Annotated in this window: 16 protein-coding genes; 9 read left to right on the forward strand and 7 right to left on the reverse strand. The window is 65.8% G+C overall.

Annotated elements, in window-relative coordinates; all coding sequences use genetic code 11:
* The first annotated feature begins 13 nt into the window (after positions 1 to 13).
* The 3 genes from AC1RWL_RS16145 to AC1RWL_RS16155 are packed head-to-tail and all read left to right on the forward strand — an operon-like array spanning position 14 to position 3,307.
* A complete protein-coding gene (locus tag AC1RWL_RS16145; RefSeq protein ID WP_435266886.1) occupies positions 14 to 1,807 on the forward strand; it encodes an ABC transporter ATP-binding protein in 1,794 nt (597 codons plus the stop codon).
* 20 nt (positions 1,808 to 1,827) lie between these two features.
* A complete protein-coding gene (dapB, locus tag AC1RWL_RS16150; RefSeq protein WP_493095293.1) occupies positions 1,828 to 2,646 on the forward strand; it encodes a 4-hydroxy-tetrahydrodipicolinate reductase in 819 nt (272 codons plus the stop codon).
* Positions 2,647 to 2,671: 25 nt separating this feature from the next.
* Positions 2,672 to 3,307 carry a 2,3-bisphosphoglycerate-dependent phosphoglycerate mutase gene (locus AC1RWL_RS16155; protein WP_256118330.1) on the forward strand — a complete coding sequence of 212 codons (636 nt, stop codon included), beginning with the start codon at positions 2,672 to 2,674 and terminating at the stop codon, positions 3,305 to 3,307.
* A gap of 171 nt (positions 3,308 to 3,478) precedes the next feature.
* Here the strand turns inward: AC1RWL_RS16155 and AC1RWL_RS16160 are convergent, their stop codons facing one another.
* Positions 3,479 to 4,351: a methylated-DNA--[protein]-cysteine S-methyltransferase gene (locus AC1RWL_RS16160; protein WP_493095294.1), complete on the reverse strand. Its 873-nt coding sequence runs from the start codon at positions 4,349 to 4,351 to the stop codon at positions 3,479 to 3,481.
* Between the two features lie 69 nt (positions 4,352 to 4,420).
* Entirely contained in the window at positions 4,421 to 4,921 is a 501-nt protein-coding gene (locus tag AC1RWL_RS16165) for a DUF2244 domain-containing protein (RefSeq protein ID WP_439626066.1), read from the reverse strand.
* On the opposite strand from AC1RWL_RS16165, the gene nth reads away from it, so the two are divergent.
* Positions 4,920 to 5,708, forward strand: a complete 789-nt coding sequence (nth, locus tag AC1RWL_RS16170) for an endonuclease III (protein WP_493095295.1) — start codon at positions 4,920 to 4,922, stop codon at positions 5,706 to 5,708. The two genes, AC1RWL_RS16165 and nth, sit on opposite strands and share 2 nt — an antisense overlap.
* Here nth and AC1RWL_RS16175 read toward each other — a convergent pair.
* Positions 5,698 to 6,273 (reverse strand): TetR/AcrR family transcriptional regulator, encoded by a 576-nt coding sequence (locus AC1RWL_RS16175; RefSeq protein ID WP_493095296.1) that lies wholly within the window; start codon positions 6,271 to 6,273, stop codon positions 5,698 to 5,700. The two genes, nth and AC1RWL_RS16175, sit on opposite strands and share 11 nt — an antisense overlap.
* Before the next feature lie 84 nt (positions 6,274 to 6,357).
* On the opposite strand from AC1RWL_RS16175, the gene AC1RWL_RS16180 reads away from it, so the two are divergent.
* A complete protein-coding gene (locus tag AC1RWL_RS16180) occupies positions 6,358 to 6,783 on the forward strand; it encodes a VOC family protein (protein ID WP_435266892.1) in 426 nt (141 codons plus the stop codon).
* Here AC1RWL_RS16180 and AC1RWL_RS16185 read toward each other — a convergent pair.
* The gene (locus AC1RWL_RS16185) at positions 6,766 to 7,491 is read right to left on the reverse strand and encodes a sulfate transporter family protein (RefSeq protein ID WP_493095297.1); all 726 of its coding nucleotides are present in this window, start codon (positions 7,489 to 7,491) and stop codon (positions 6,766 to 6,768) included. The two genes, AC1RWL_RS16180 and AC1RWL_RS16185, sit on opposite strands and share 18 nt — an antisense overlap.
* Before the next feature lie 155 nt (positions 7,492 to 7,646).
* On the opposite strand from AC1RWL_RS16185, the gene AC1RWL_RS16190 reads away from it, so the two are divergent.
* On the forward strand, positions 7,647 to 9,668 hold the full coding sequence (locus tag AC1RWL_RS16190) for a HAMP domain-containing methyl-accepting chemotaxis protein (protein ID WP_493095298.1): 2,022 nt from the start codon (positions 7,647 to 7,649) through the stop codon (positions 9,666 to 9,668).
* Between the two features lie 163 nt (positions 9,669 to 9,831).
* Here AC1RWL_RS16190 and AC1RWL_RS16195 read toward each other — a convergent pair whose 3' ends face one another.
* Both AC1RWL_RS16195 and epmA read right to left on the reverse strand, forming a co-directional pair.
* Complete coding sequence (locus AC1RWL_RS16195; protein WP_493095299.1) at positions 9,832 to 10,893, reverse strand: lysine-2,3-aminomutase-like protein; 1,062 nt, start codon at positions 10,891 to 10,893, stop codon at positions 9,832 to 9,834.
* A complete protein-coding gene (gene epmA, locus AC1RWL_RS16200; RefSeq protein WP_493095300.1) occupies positions 10,890 to 11,954 on the reverse strand; it encodes an EF-P lysine aminoacylase EpmA in 1,065 nt (354 codons plus the stop codon). The genes AC1RWL_RS16195 and epmA overlap by 4 nt, the downstream gene beginning before the upstream one ends.
* A 151-nt stretch (positions 11,955 to 12,105) precedes the next feature.
* On the opposite strand from epmA, the gene efp reads away from it, so the two are divergent.
* Together efp and AC1RWL_RS16210 are read left to right on the forward strand one after the other, a co-directional pair.
* A complete protein-coding gene (efp, locus tag AC1RWL_RS16205; RefSeq protein WP_256118339.1) occupies positions 12,106 to 12,675 on the forward strand; it encodes an elongation factor P in 570 nt (189 codons plus the stop codon).
* 179 nt (positions 12,676 to 12,854) lie between these two features.
* A complete protein-coding gene (locus AC1RWL_RS16210) occupies positions 12,855 to 13,847 on the forward strand; it encodes an adenosine kinase (protein WP_493095301.1) in 993 nt (330 codons plus the stop codon).
* Here AC1RWL_RS16210 and AC1RWL_RS16215 read toward each other — a convergent pair.
* Complete coding sequence (locus AC1RWL_RS16215; RefSeq protein WP_256118341.1) at positions 13,840 to 14,379, reverse strand: SH3 domain-containing protein; 540 nt, start codon at positions 14,377 to 14,379, stop codon at positions 13,840 to 13,842. The genes AC1RWL_RS16210 and AC1RWL_RS16215 overlap by 8 nt on opposite strands.
* Positions 14,380 to 14,560: 181 nt before the next feature.
* Between AC1RWL_RS16215 and AC1RWL_RS16220 the strand changes: the two genes are divergently transcribed.
* A complete protein-coding gene (locus AC1RWL_RS16220; protein ID WP_256118342.1) occupies positions 14,561 to 15,565 on the forward strand; it encodes a 2-hydroxyacid dehydrogenase in 1,005 nt (334 codons plus the stop codon).
* Positions 15,566 to 15,686: the final 121 nt, after the last annotated feature.

A 15,686-nucleotide genomic window follows, 5' to 3' on the forward strand; every position in this document is an offset into this window, starting at 1 on the left:
GAAAGTCAGTGTATTGGCCGATAAGAGTCGCACCCAGCGCCAACCCATAAGCTCCGACACCGTCACCACCGTGCTCAAGCGCATCATCGCCGAGAATGGCCGCGAGCACGTCCGGGGCTATGTCATCGCCATCGCCTGCCTTGCGGTCGTCGCCGGGACCACGGGGTTTACCGCCTGGATCATGGAATCGGTCGTCAACGAGGCTTTCGCCAACAAGCGCGCCGACCTCGTCGCCCTCATCTGCGGCTCGATCTTCATCGCCTTCGTGCTGCGCGGCTTTGCCACCTATTACCAGGCCGTCATCCTGTCGAAGATCGGCAACAACATCGTTGCGCGCTACCAGCGCCGGCTGTTTTCGCACTTGATGGCGCTCAGCGTCGGCTATTTCAACGAATCGCGCTCGGCCTATCTCGCCGCCCAGATCAGCCAGAACGTCACCGGCATCCGCGACGTGCTCAACATGACGGTGACGTCGGTGGCGCGCGACTTCCTGACGCTCGTCGCCCTCATCGGCGTGATGATTTCGAAGGACTGGGTGCTGACGCTGATCGTCTTCGTCGTCGCACCGCCGCTGCTTCTCGGCCTGCGCTACGTCTCCAAGCGCCTGCGCAGCGCCACGCGCGAATCCGTCGAGCTGAACAGCCACGTTCTCGGCGCCATGCAGGAGACGGTGCAGGGCATCGCCATCGTCAAGGCCTTCACCATGGAGGCGCAGCTCAAGACCAAGGTCGAGGGCATCATCGACCGCGCCGAAAGCCGCTCCAACCGCATCGCGCGGCTGACCGAGCGCACCGCGCCGATGACCGAAACCTTCGCGGGCTTCGCCATTTCAGGCGTGCTCGCCTATGCCGCCTATCGCTCGATCTATGGCGGCGTGCTGCCGGGCGCCTTCTTCTCCTTCGTCACCGCGCTGCTGATGGCCTACGATCCGGCCAAGCGCCTCGCCCGCCTGCAGGTCTCGCTGGAGCGCGCGGTCGTCAATGCGCGCATGATCTACGAGATCCTCGACCTGAAACCGCGCCAGGCCGACCTGGCGGATGCCAGGCCGCTCGTCGTTTCCGATGCGACCATCAGCTTCAACGGCGTGCATTTCGGTTATTCGGAGACCGAGACGATCCTGAAGGGCGTCAGCTTCACCGCCGAGGGCGGCAGGACGACGGCGCTCGTCGGCCCGTCCGGCGCCGGCAAATCGACCGTCATCAACCTCATCCCGCGCTTCTACGACCCGGCCGAGGGCGAAATCCTGATCGACGGGCAGGACATCGCCCATGTCACCAAGCAGTCGCTCCGCAACGCGATCGCCTATGTCTCGCAGCAGCCCTATCTCTTCGAGGGCACGATCCGCGACAATATCCGCTATGGCCGGCCCGACGCGACGGACGGCGAGATCGAGGAGGCCGCGCGCCATGCCTATGCGCATGACTTCATCCTCGCCCAGCCGCTCGGCTACGATACGCCCGTCGGCGAAAACGGCGTGACGCTTTCGGGCGGCCAGCGCCAGCGGCTGTCGATCGCGCGTGCGCTGGTGCGCAACGCGCCGATCCTGCTGCTCGACGAGGCGACCTCGGCCCTTGATACCGAGTCGGAACAGGCCGTGCAGAAGGCGCTGGACGAGGCGATGAGCGGGCGCACCGTCGTCGTCATCGCGCATCGGCTGTCGACCATCGTGCGCGCCGACAAGATCATCGTGATGCAGGACGGCAAGGTTGCCGAGGAAGGCACGCACGAGGCGCTTGCAGGCCGGGAAAACGGCCTTTACGCTCGCCTCAACAGCCTTCAGGCGCCTGCCGGCAGCACGGGCAAGTAGAGAATGGACGGGAACGGAATATGAGCGGCAACGCAATGAAGCTGGTGGTCGTGGGTGCGGCGGGCCGCATGGGCCAGACGCTGATCCGGACGATCCACGCCATCGAGGGCGCGGAGGTCTTTGCCGCGGTCGAGCGCGAGGGCTCGCCTTTCGTCGGCCGTGACGCGGGCGAGATCGCCGGCCTCGGCCCGATCGGCGTTCCGATCACCGACAAGCCGCTGGAAGCCTTCGTCGCGGCGGAAGGCGTGCTCGATTTCACAGCACCGGCCGCAACGATCGAATTCGCCGGCCTCGCCGCGCAGGCGCGCATCGTGCATGTCGTCGGCACGACCGGCTGCCAGCCGGCCGACGACGAGAAGATCAAGGCGGCGGCGCGCCATGCCCGCATCGTGAAATCCGGCAATATGAGCCTCGGCGTCAACTTGCTCGGCGTGCTGACGGAAACGGCCGCGCGCGCACTCGGCGCCAGCGACTGGGACATCGAGGTGCTGGAAATGCACCATAAGCACAAGGTCGATGCGCCCTCCGGCACCGCGTTGCTGCTTGGCAATGCCGCCGCCAAGGGCCGCGGCATTCAGCTTGCGGACAATTCCGTGCGCGTGCGCGACGGCCATACCGGCCCGCGGCCCGCCGGCACGATCGGCTTTGCGACGTTGCGCGGCGGCTCGGTCATCGGCGAACATTCGGTGATGCTGGCCGGCGAAGGCGAGCTGGTGACGCTGTCGCACAGCGCCACCGACCGCTCGATCTTCGCCCGCGGCGCGGTCAAGGCGGCACTCTGGGCGCGCGACAAGAAGCCCGGCCTCTATTCCATGCTCGACGTGCTCGGGCTCAACTGACAGAACCTCTCGGGAGACAGATGATATGAGCGGAACCCTCGTCCTCGTTCGCCACGGCCAAAGCGAATGGAACCTGAAAAACCTCTTCACCGGCTGGCGTGACCCGGACCTGACGGAACTCGGCATCGAGGAAGCCAAGACCGGCGGCAAGGCGATCGCCGAGACCGGCATCAAGTTCGACATCGCCTTCACCTCCGACCTCTCGCGCGCCCAGAAGACGCTGACGCTGATCCTCGACGAGATCGGCCAGCAGGGTCTTGAGACAATCCGCGACCAGGCGCTGAACGAGCGCGACTACGGCGACCTCTCCGGCCTCAACAAGGACGACGCCCGCGCCAAGTGGGGCGAGGAGCAGGTCCATATCTGGCGCCGCTCCTACGACATCCCCCCGCCGGGCGGCGAAAGCCTGCGCGACACCGGCGCCCGCGTCTGGCCCTACTACCTCACGGAGATCCTGCCCCGCGTGCTGCGCGGCGAAAAGGTCCTCGTCGCCGCCCACGGCAACTCGCTGCGTTCGCTGGTCATGGTGCTCGACAAACTGACGAAGGAAGAGATCTTGAAGCTCAACCTCGCGACCGGCGTGCCGATGGTCTACACGCTGAACGCGGATTCGACGGTGAAGTCGAAGGACGTGCTCGGGGATATGTCCGGCGCGCATTGAGTGCTTCGCCCTCGGCGACAGCCCGCTGCCCTCTCCTCCGTCATGGTCGGGCCTGACCCGACCATCCACGCCGCGGATGCAGGTGGATCCTCGGGTCAAGCCCGAGGATGACGGAAGGGGACGTTGTACTTCCAGAAACAGGAGGCCGGCTATCGCCGGCCTTTTTTGTTCTCAAGCCTTGCCCGATTCCCACCCCAGCATCGCGCGCTTGCGCGTCAGGCCCCAGTGGTAGCCCGTCAGCGCGCCGCTCTTGCCGAGCGCCCGGTGGCAGGGCACCACGAAGGAGATGGGGTTGCGGCCGACGGCGGCGCCGACGGCGCGGGATGCGGTCGGCTGGCCGAGTTTTTCGGCGATCGACGAATAGGTGACGGCGCAGCCCATGGGGATGCGCAGGAGCGCCTCCCAGACGCGGACCTGGAAATCCGAGCCGATCAGGACGACGCGCAGCGGCTCCTTGGGGTCCCAGCGCTTCGGGTCGAAGATGCGCTCCGCATAGGGCGTCGTCGCCGCGCTGTCCTCGACATAGTGGGCGTTCGGCCAGCGCGACGACATGTCGTCGAAGGCATCCATGCCGCCCGGCTCGTCGGTGAAGGCGAGGCCGGCAAGGCCGCGGTCGGTGATCATGACGAGGGCCTGGCCGAAGGGCGAGGGATGCAGGCCGTAGCGGATGGTCAGGCCGGCGCCGCGCGCCTTCCATTCGCCGGGCGACATGGCCTCGTGCGTGACGAAAAGATCGTGCAGGCGGCTCGGGCCGGAGAGGCCCACCTCGAAACTCGTCTCCAGCAGCGGCAGCGCTTCCTGGCGCAGCAGGCGCTTGGCGTGGTCGAGCGTCACGGCCTGCAAAAACGCCTTCGGCGAGAGGCCGGCCCAGCGGGTAAAGGTCTTCTGCAACTGCGTCGGCGACTGGCCAAGTTGGCCGGCAATATCCTCCAGCCCCGGCTGCGCACGATAATCCTCGGTGATCAGCTCGATGACCCGGCGCACGGTGGTGTAGTCATCGCCCTCGGGGGTGATATCGGATTGCAAAGTCGCGGCAATATTCATCAGTCTTCTCCTGTGCCGCCAGAAAAGCACGCCCTTGGCGTGCCCGCCACCCGATTCCTGCAGAGACCCTTAGTAGCCTCGCTTTACGCGGGCCAAAGCCCCGGAAAAGGCGGTGGCGAAGCGCTCGCGGTCATCGGGTGGCAGGAAGGTGCCGACGTCGGTCTCGCGGCCATTGCCGCGCACATGCATGGCCGTGATGCCGATCTTCGCCTTGCGCGAGACGAGGAAGCGCGCCCAGAACGGGTTGAAGACATGTTCGGTCTCGCGGCCCGACGGGCTGATCTTGCGGATCGAGATGTTGGTGCGCGACAGCGAGACGACCTCGCGGGCCTTCGCCGCCCGGTTGTTCAGCCAGAAAGCGCCGAACAGCACCAGGAAATCCAGGCCGAAGAACAGCACAACCGGCCAGGCGCCCGAGATCAGGAAGACGACCATATGGGCGAGGCACATGGCGCCCGCGATGATGAAAAAGATCCGGTGCCCATTGCGCCCGAGCGAGCGGTAGGGGTGGAGCTCCGCGGAGAAGACCGGGCGCTCGTTCATCGTCATGTCGGCGTTGCCTTGCGTCATGACGCATGACTATAGAAGCATCATGGAAAACGGAAAGATCAAAAAGACAGCGAGCATCGCTCCGCAACGTCGCAAGGCGGCGCCGCGGCCGAAGAGCCTGTATTCGCACGATGAACTGAGCGAAATCTTCCGCCGCTTCTCCATCCAGCGGCCGGAGCCGAAAGGGGAGCTGGAGCACGTCAACCCCTTCACGCTCGTCGTCGCCGTCGCCCTTTCTGCGCAGGCGACGGATGCCGGCGTCAACAAGGCGACGCGGGCGCTCTTCAAGGTGGCCGACACGCCGGAAAAGATGCTTGAGCTCGGCGAGGAGAAGGTGCGCGACTACATCCGCACCATCGGGCTCTACCGCAACAAGGCGAAGAACGTCATCGCGCTCAGCCAGATGCTGGTGGAGCGCTTCGGCAGCGAGGTGCCGCGCACGCGCGAAGAGTTGATCCTGCTGCCGGGCGTCGGGCGCAAGACGGCGAATGTCGTGCTTTCCATGGCCTTCGGGCAGGCGACGATGGCGGTCGACACGCATATCTTTCGCATCGCCAACCGGCTGCTGCTGGCGCCCGGCAAAACGCCGGACGAGGTGGAGGACCGGCTGATCCGCATCATCCCGGACGAATATCTCTACCACGCCCACCATTGGCTGATCCTGCACGGGCGGTACTGTTGCAAGGCGCGCAAGCCGGAATGCGAGCGCTGCGTCATCGCCGATCTCTGCAAGTCGCCGGAAAAGACCTGCGACGTGCCGGCGCCCTTGGTGGAACTGCCGCCGCAGCTTTTCGGCCCTACGCCCTGACGAGCCCATCGATGAGATCGGCGATCGCGCTTTCATAGGTCTTGCGGTCCGCGCCGGTCTCGATGGCAATCGCCGCGCGGTCGAAGGCGGCGGAGAGCATTTCCGTCAGCGCCTTGAGTGTTGCGGCATTCGCGCCCGCGCCGAGGAAATCCGCAAGCCCGACCCTCAGCGTGCCCTCGGCATTCTCCCTGTCGATCGCCACGACGCTTTCGAGGCCCAGCACGGCCGGCGCCTCCAAGAGGAGAAGCCGCGTGCGGCCGGGTGCCGCCATCGCATCGAAATAGGCGGAGGCGCCGAGGAGGAGGGCCTGGCGGGGCGATGCACCCTCCAGCGCGACACCTTCGATATGCGCGGCCACCGCCTCGCCTTCCCGCTCCAGCACGGCGCGGAAAAGCGCCTTTTTGTCCTCGAAATGGTGGTAGAGGGCGCCGCGCGTCACGCCGGCCTCCGCCACGATGTCGGGCGTCGCCGTTTCCGCATAGCCCTTTTCCACGAAAAGCCGCCGGGCCGCCTCGATCAGAGCGAGGCGCGTGGCCTCCGTGCGTTCCTTGTTGCTGCGTGCCATTTTTCGCCTTTACATACAAACTGTCTGTATGTTAATTGATAGAAACATGCAGACTGTATGTTTATTTTCACGAAAGGGAAAGAGATGAAAACGACCAGCTATTATCCGGTCATCATGACCGACGACGTGGCCGGCACCGCGGCCTTCTATGAAAAGCATTTCCGCTTCGAGGCCCTGTTCGACAGCGGCTGGTACATCCATCTCCAGTCCCGCGAGGACGAGAAGGTGACGCTTGCCGTGCTCGACGGCAGCCACACGACGATCCCCGCCGCCGGCCGCGGCAAGGTCTCCGGCCTGCTCCTGAACTTCGAGGTGGAGGATGTCGACGCGGTCTATGACGCGCTGCGCGCCGCCGACCTTCCCATCCTGCTCGACATCCGCGACGAGGATTTCGGCCAGCGCCATTTCATCACCGCCGATCCGAACGGCGTGCTGATCGACGTGATCAAGCCGATCCCGCCAAAGGGCGAGTATGTCGCGCTCTACGACGCGTCAGTTCTGCCGCAGTGAGAAGCCGGGGTCCTTGCGGCTCAACGCCTTGTGGAGATGCACCATGAGGCCGGCGGCAAAGAGCGGCGTCAACAGGTTGACGATGGGGATGGCCAGGAAGGCCGCGACGAGCAGGCCAGCAAGCAGCACCGTGGAGGCGTGTTTGGCCCGAAACAGCCGCGCCTCCGCGGGCGTGCGGTAGCGCATCGCCGCGAACTCGAAGAATTCCCGGCCGAGCAGGTAGCCGTTGACCAGGAAGAAGGCGACGAGATTGACGCCCGGGATGAACAGCAGGAACAGCGCGACCAGGTTGCCGAGGATGACGATGCCCAGAAACTTGATCGAGCCCGAGATCGCCTGGCCGAGCGGCAGCGCCGTCCCCGGCGGTTCCGCCGGATAGTCGCGCTTCTCGATGACCTCGGCGACATCGTCGAGGAAGAAGCCGGCGATGATGGCCGTGACGGGCGCCAGCAGCAGCGCGAGACCCAGCGCCAGGCCGAGGCTCGCGATGATGCCGAAGACGAAGGTGAGCCAGCCCGCCCATTCCGGCAGGTCCGGCATGACCGCGCCCTGCAGCCACGGCCAGGCAAAGGCGACGAAGCTTTCCCGCAGGCCGAACCAGATGACGACGAGGGCAAGGACGGTGAGCCCGATGACCTTCCAGAACACGCCGCGCGTCTCCGGGGCGAAGAGGTTGGCAAGCGAGAGCCGGGCGGCGTGAAGGATCATCGAAAAACTCCTGTTCGTCTCGCATGTAGGGTGTGGAAAAGCGGGCGGCAAGGCAGGAGATCAGGGCCGCCCATTAAGCCCACGTTAAACGACCGCTCCTAGACTTTCGCCCACACGCACGCAGCCGTGCGTCTCAAGAAAACCAGGGAACCGTCATGCGCAACGTCCGGATCAGCAGGCTCCTGCCCGCCCTCTTCGTCCTCATGGTCGTGCTGGGCGCGCTGCAAGGCGCCGTCGCCTTCCGCTCGCTCTCGACGATGACCGGCCATATCGAGCGCATCGGCACGGACCGCATGCCGCAGATGAGCAGCATCCTGCAATTGAGCCATGCCTTCTCGGAGCTCAACGCCACCTATTCCGAGCACCTCCTGTCGATGGACCCGGACGAGATCGTCCGCATCGAGGCGCGCATCAAGGAGCGGGCGGACGCGTTTTCCGGCATGGTCGACAGCTACGGCGCCGCCAACACCGCGGACCCGGCTGCGACGGCCGAGATCGACGGCATCAAGGCGACGCTGAAGACCTATATCGACGATTCCGCCAAACTCATCCAGTTCTCCGCCATCGCGGCCAAGGGGCCGGCGCTGGAGGTCTACAAGGGGCCAATGCAGGCGAGCGCCGACGCGATCACCACCGCCCTCAACGACCTCGTCGCCAGCACGCAGAAAGTCACCGAGGAGACGATCCTCTCGGCGCGCGGCGAAGAGGGTTCCGCCTTCGCGCTCACCTGGGCGTCGCTCGCCATTTCCATGGGTCTCGCGATTGCCGCGATCTTCCTGGTCAACCGCCGCGTGGTCAAACCGCTGAACGGCCTTGGCGCCGCAATGAAGCGGCTTGCCGGCGGCGACACGGCCGTCACCATTCCCCATGCCGACCGCACGGACGAGATCGGCGAGATGGCCGGCACCGTCGCGATCTTCCGCGACAATGCCGCCGAGCGCCAGCGCCTGGAGCGCCAGAGCGAGGACGACCGCCGCCGCGCCGATGGCGAGCGCCAGGCCCGCGAGGCCGAGCGCACCCGCGACAGCGGCCGCGTGCAGGAGGCCGTCGCCAGCCTTGCCGATGCGCTCGGCAGGCTTGCCGGCGGCGACATGACCTGCCGCATCGAGAGGCCCTTCGACGGCGACCTGGAGCGGCTGCGCGAGGATTTCAACGCATCCGTCTCGCGCCTCAGCGACGCGTTGCGCGAAGTCGGCGAGAACGCCCGGGCGATCGATGCCGGCGCCAGCCAGATCCGCGCCGCGGCCGACGACCTCTCGCGCCGCACCGAGCAGCAGGCGGCCTCCGTCGAGGAGACGGCCGCCGCCCTTGAAGAGATCACCACCACGGTCAAGGATTCGACCCGCCGGGCGGAAGAGGCCGGCCAGCTCGTTGCCCGCACGCGTTCCGGCGCCGAAAAATCCGGCGAGATCGTGCGCCGCGCGGTCTCGGCCATGCAGGAGATCGAAAAGTCGTCGAGCGAGATCACCAACATCATCGGCGTCATCGACGACATCGCCTTCCAGACCAATCTTCTGGCGTTGAATGCCGGCGTCGAGGCTGCTCGCGCCGGTGAAGCCGGCAAGGGCTTTGCGGTCGTGGCGCAGGAGGTGCGGGAGCTTGCCCAGCGCTCGGCCAAGGCCGCCAAGGAGATCAAGGCGCTGATCACCACGTCGGGCGAGCAGGTGCGCACCGGCGTGTCGCTGGTCGGCGATACGGGGCGCTCGCTCCAGACGATCGTGACCGAAGTGCAGGAGATCAACAGCCACGTCGCGGCCATCGTGGAGGCGGCGCGCGAACAATCGACCGGGCTTCAGGAAATCAACACCGCCGTCAACACCATGGACCAGGGCACGCAGAAAAATGCCGCGATGGTCGAGGAGACGACGGCGGCAAGCCACGGCCTCGCCTCCGAAGTGCAGGCGCTCAACGCGCTGATCGGCCGCTTCAATGTCGGCGGCAGCGCCGCCGCAAGCCGCACCGTGCACGCACCGCATCTCCACATCGTGCCCTCCACGCCCGCCCCTGCCCCGGCTCCGGTGGTCGCCCGCAAGTCGCCCGGCCAATGGAACGTCAAACCGGCCAACACCGCCTCTCGCCCCGTCGGCTCACCGGCGCTCGCGCTCAGCGAAAAGCTTGCAGGCGCGCTCGGCGTGCGGCAGGAAAACGGCAGTGACGGGGACTGGGAAGAGTTTTGAGACGCGGCTGAAGCTGGATCGGCAGGGCGCCTAACCTCTCCTCCGTCATGGTCGGGCTTGACCCGACCATCCACGCCACGGGTGCCACTTGGATCCTCGGGTCAAGCCCGAGGATGACGTTGAGAGTGGAGAGACCTCCGCGAAAAAAAGCTCCGTGCCGGCGCTACGCCCCGCCCTCTTCCGGCGGGTAGAGATGCGTCTCGCCGCGGAAATCGCGCACGCGAAAACAGCCGTCGTCAGCCTCTTCGACGGCGAGCGAATCCGCCCGGACCTTGCCGTGGCCGCCCGGAATATCGAGGATGTAGGTCGGCTGGCAGAGGCCGGAGACGCGGCCGCGCAGGCTTTCGACCAGCGCCCTGCCCTCGGCGAGCGTCAGGCGGAAATGCGACGTGCCCGGCGCCAGGTCGGGATGGTGCAGGTAATAGGGTTTTATGCGGTTTTCGACGAAGGTCCGCATCAGCTCCGCCAGCACCGCCGCATCGTCGTTGACGCCCTTCAACAGCACCGTCTGGCTGATCATCACCAGACCGGCATCGACGATGCGGGCGATGGCGGCGCGGGCGTCAGTGGTGAATTCGCGGGGATGGTTGGCGTGAAGCGCCACATAGGTCGTCTTGCCCGAGGCCTTCAGCGCCGCGACGAGGGCGGCGTCGACCCGGGCCGGATCGACTGCCGGCACCCGGGTGTGGAAGCGCACGATCTTCACATGCGGGATTGTCGCAAGCCGCTCCATGATGGCGTGCAGGCGGCGCGGCGAGAGGACGAGCGGATCGCCGCCCGTCAGGATCACTTCCCAGATCTCCGGCCGTTCGGCGATATAGGCAATCGCCGCATCGAGTGCTGCCGGCGACAGCGTGCCGAGGCCTTCAGGCCCGACCATTTCGCGACGGAAGCAGAAGCGGCAATAGACCGGGCAAACATGCACAGCCTTCAGCAGCACGCGATCGGGATAGCGGTGCACGATGCCCTCGACGGGGCTGTGCGCGAGATCGCCGATCGGGTCGGCGCGCTCCTCCGGCAGGGTGACGAGCTCGGCCGCATTGGGCACGAACTGCCGGGCGATCGGGTCGAGCGGGTCGTCGCGATCGATCAGCGCGGCGAGCGACGGGGTGATGGCGACGGTGTAGCGTTCGGCGACGGCACGCGCTTCCGCGCGCTTCTCCTCCGTAACAAGGCCGGCCTCGAAAAATTCGGCAACCGTCGTCAGGCTTCTGGCCGCCGTCATGGCGCCGTCTCCGCGACAGGCGCCCAGATCACCTGGTCGATGCGCGACGCCCCCGTCGCCAGCATGACCAGCCGGTCGAAGCCGAGCGCGATGCCGCTCGCTTCCGGCATGAGGGCAAGGGCGGCCAGAAAATCCTCGTCGAGCGGATAGGTCTCGCCGTAGACGCGCGCCTTCTCCGCCATTTCCAGCTCGAAACGCCGGCGCTGTTCGGCGGCATCGGTCAGTTCGCCGAAAGCATTGGCGAGTTCCACGCCGCAGGCATAGAGCTCGAAGCGCTCGGCGACGCGCCGGTCGTGCGGCGCGGGGCGGGCGAGGGCTGCTTCGGCGACCGGATATTCGCACAGGATGGTGGCGCGGCCGAAGCCGAGTTCGAGCTCCACCTTCTCCACCAGCACGCGGCTGAAGAGATCGGCCCAGGTGTCGTCCTCCGCAACGCGCAGGCCGGCGGCCCGCATCGCCGTGGCGAGGCGCTCCCGGTCGGTCGACCCGTCCGGATCGATCGAGGCGAGCAGGTCGATGCCGGCATGACGCCGGAAAGCGTCCGCCACCGTCAGCCGTTCCGGTTCAAGCGCCGGATCGCAGGTGGCACCACGATACGTGAGCGCCGATGCGCCCGTGACGTCTGCGGCGAGCGCGAGCATCTCAGCGCAATCCGCCATCAGCACGTCATAGGCCTCGCCCGTCCGATACCATTCCAGCATGGTGAATTCCGGATGGTGCAGCGGCCCGCGCTCGCGGTTGCGATAGACATGGGCGAAACAGGCGATGCGCTGCTCTCCCGCGGCCAGCAGCTTCTTGCAGGCGAATTCCGGCGAGGTGTGCAGGTAGAGCGGCGTCTTCGTGCCCGAATGGCCGATCGCGGCGGTCTCGAAGGCGTGCAGGTGCGCCTCGTTGCCGGGCGAGACCTGCAGCGTCGCCGTATCCACCTCGACGAAATCGCGCGCGACAAACCAGGCGCGCAAGGCCGCCTGGATGCGACCCCGCGCCATCAGGAACGGCCGGCGGTCGGCGTGCACGTCGGGCGTCCACCAGGGCGAGGGTTTTTGGCTTGTGGCACTCATGTGACAGGTTTCTTCGGCCATGCCGGCGGACAGACTGGTCTTTTGCCGGAATATAGGATAGTTGCGGCCCCGAATACGCTTTTCAGCGCGCGGGGAAGACGTCTCAAGGCGGTCCTCTACGACGCGCTCCATCCAGTTACAAGGAAGACTTATGGTAAAGATCATCGCCTCTTCCGTCCGCAAGGGCAATGTCCTCGACGTCGACGGCAAGCTCTATGTCGTGCTGACGGCGCAGAACTTCCACCCGGGCAAGGGCACGCCGGTCACCCAGGTCGACATGCGCCGCATCTCCGATGGCGTGAAGGTCTCCGAGCGCTACCGCACGACCGAGCAGGTCGAACGCGCCTTCGTCGAGGACCGCGAGCACAATTTCCTCTATGAGGACGGCGACGGCTACCACTTCATGAACCCGGAGAGCTACGACCAGCTCACCATGTCCCACGAGGACATCGGCGACCTGAAGGCCTATCTCCAGGAAGGCATGACGGTCATCCTTTCGGTGCATGAAGGCGTGGCTATCGCCATCGACCTGCCGCGCCACGTCACGCTCGAAATCATGGAGACCGAGCCGGTCGTCAAGGGCCAGACGGCGTCTTCCTCCTACAAGCCGGCGATCCTGTCGAACGGCGTTCGCACGCTGGTGCCGCCGCACATCTCGGCCGGCACGCGCGTCGTCATCGCCACCGAAGACGGTTCCTACGTGGAACGCGCCAAGGATTGATCCGCCCTCGCGGACATCAAAGCCGCCCGCCGGAAACGGCCGGGCGGCTTTTTTCTTTTAAACTCCGCAAAATCCGTTAAGACCAAATCCCGGCTCTTACCATTTGTTTTGACGCATGCCGTTATCGCAAAACCGCTATACACTTTTGCGCGGCAAGCTTACGGAGACGGGAATCCCGAATGACCAAATTCGACGTGCTGACGGTCGGCAATGCCATCGTCGATATCATCGCGCGCTGCGATGAGAGCTTCATCACGGATAACGGCATCATCAAGGGCGCGATGAACCTGATCGACACCGATCGGGCGGAACTGCTCTATTCCCGCATGGGCCCCGCACTCGAAGCCTCCGGCGGCAGCGCCGGCAACACCGCCTCCGGCGTGGCGAGCTTCGGCGGGCGGGCCGCCTATTTCGGCAAGGTCGCCGACGACCAGCTCGGCGAGATCTTCATCCACGACATCCGCGCCCAGGGCGTGCATTTCGAGACCAGGCCGCTCGGCGGCACGCCGCCCACCGCCCGCTCGATGATTTTCGTCACACCCGACGGCGAGCGCTCGATGAACACCTATCTCGGCGCCTGCGTGGAGCTCGGGCCGGAGGACGTGGAAGAGCATGTCGTCGCCGAGGCTAAGGTCACCTATTTCGAGGGATATCTGTGGGATCCGCCGCGCGCCAAGGATGCGATCCGCGAATGCGCCCGTATCGCGCATGCCCATGGCCGCGAAGTGTCGATGACGCTGTCCGACAGTTTCTGCGTGCACCGCTACCGCAGCGAATTCCTGGATCTCATGCGTTCCGGCACCGTCGACATCGTCTTTGCGAACAAGGCTGAAGCCTTGGCGCTTTACGAGACGGAGGATTTCGAGGAAGCGCTAACGCGCATCGCGCAGGATTGCCGCCTGGCGGCGGTGACGATGAGCGAGGAGGGTTCGATCGTGCTGACCAAGGGCGAGCGCACCCGGGTGGAGGCGATCAGCATTCCGAGCGTGGTCGACACGACCGGCGCCGGCGATCTTTATGCCGCCGGCTTCCTCTACGGTTATACGGCTGGGCGTTCGCTTGCCGATTGCGGCAAGCTCGGCAGCCTTGCCGCCGGCCTTGTCATCCAGCAGGTCGGCCCGCGGCCGCTCCTGTCGCTGGCGGATGAAGCCAAGAAGGCCGGCCTTATTTGAAGGCTTCGCCCGGATAGGCGCCCCAGATCTCGTTCTGCGAAACCCAGCCTGCCGTGCCATCCACTTCGGCGCGGCACCAGTCGCCATTGCATTCGCCGACCTTGACGACGACGCCCGGCTGAATCTTGGCGACGAGCGAGCTGTTGGCCAAAGCCTCGCGGCGCATGTTGACGTAGATGTCCTCGCCCTTGCCACGCATCCAGGGTGCCGTCACGGCGGTGCGCTCGCCCGAAAGCAGCGCCTGGTTGACCCAGCCTTCCGTGCCGTCGGCATCGCGCACGCGGCGCCAGTTGTCGTATTCCTGGATGATTTCGACCGGCACGCCGGACTTGAGATAACGCCAGGCGACGGCATAATCGACGCTCGGGCCGACGCGAAGATTGACGCTCTTGGCCTTGAGGCTGACGAAGCGCGGCAGCGGCAGGCCGCTCGGGCCTTTTGCCGCCTGGGCATGGGCGAGCGAGAGGCCGGCGACCGACACGATGACGCCGGCAAGGGCAGCAAGGCTGAGACGGACGACGAGGTTACGCATGGAAAATCCGTTCGAAACTGTAGAGGGCATCAGGCTGCCTTGCCGGCGCGACGTGGCAAATCGCGGGGACCGCCAAGAGGGCGGATTGTCTTCGCGACCGGGTCTGGTAGAAAATGCCCCTGATGAAGCAATCCTTGCCCAACTTGGTTAAGGACCCGTCAACAGGACGCCGGAACATCCCATGACCCAGAAGAAAAAACCGAAGGTCTACATCACCCGCCGCCTGCCCGAGGTCGTGGAGACCCGGATGCGCGAACTGTTCGACGCGGAACTCAACATCGACGACACGCCGCGCACCCAGCCCGAGCTCGTCGCCGCCGTGAAATCGGCCGACGTCCTGGTGCCGACGCTGACCGATCGCATCGACGCGGCCCTCATCGAACAGGCGGGGCCGCAGCTCAAGCTGATCGCCTGCTTTTCCAACGGCGTCGACAATGTCGACGTCGAGGCCGCCGCCAAGCGCGGCATCACCGTCACCAACACGCCGAACGTCCTGACCGAGGACACGGCCGACATGACGATGGCGCTGATCCTCGCCGCCCCGCGCCGCCTTGCCGAAGGTGCGCGCATCCTGACGGACCGCAAGGGCGAATGGGCCGGCTGGTCGCCGACCTGGATGCTCGGCCGCCGTATCTGGGGAAAACGCCTCGGCATCGTCGGCATGGGCCGCATCGGCACCGCCGTCGCGCGGCGCGCCAAGGCCTTCGGCCTCTCCATTCACTATCATAACCGCCACCGCGTGCGCCCGGACACGGAAGACGCGCTGGAAGCGACCTATTGGGACAGCCTCGACCAGATGCTCGCCCGCGTCGACATCGTCTCGGTGAACTGCCCCTCGACGCCCGCGACATTCCATCTGCTCTCCGCCCGCCGGCTGGAGCTGATGCAGCCGACGAGCTACATCGTCAACACAGCCCGCGGCGGCATCATCGACGAGACGGCGCTGATCAAATGCCTGCGCGAAGGAAAAATCGCCGGCGCCGGCCTCGACGTGTTCGAGAACGAACCGGCGGTCAACCCGAAGCTCCTGAAGCTTGCAACGGAAGGCAAGGTCGTGCTGCTGCCGCATATGAGCTCGGCAACGCTCGAAGGCCGCATCGACATGGGCGAGAAGGTGGTGATCAACATCCGCACCTTCTTCGACGGCCACCGCCCACCAGACAGGGTGCTGCCGGGGCGGGTTTAAGCCGTAGACACCCCCCTCTGCCCTGCCGGGCATCTCCCCCTCAAGGGGGAGTGTTTACACGGAACGCTTTTGAGGTTCTGCTATTCGTGTGATTTGCATGGAGGCAGGTGATGGATTGCCC

This window comes from Shinella sp. GW821-FHT10F02 (assembly GCF_058809275.1).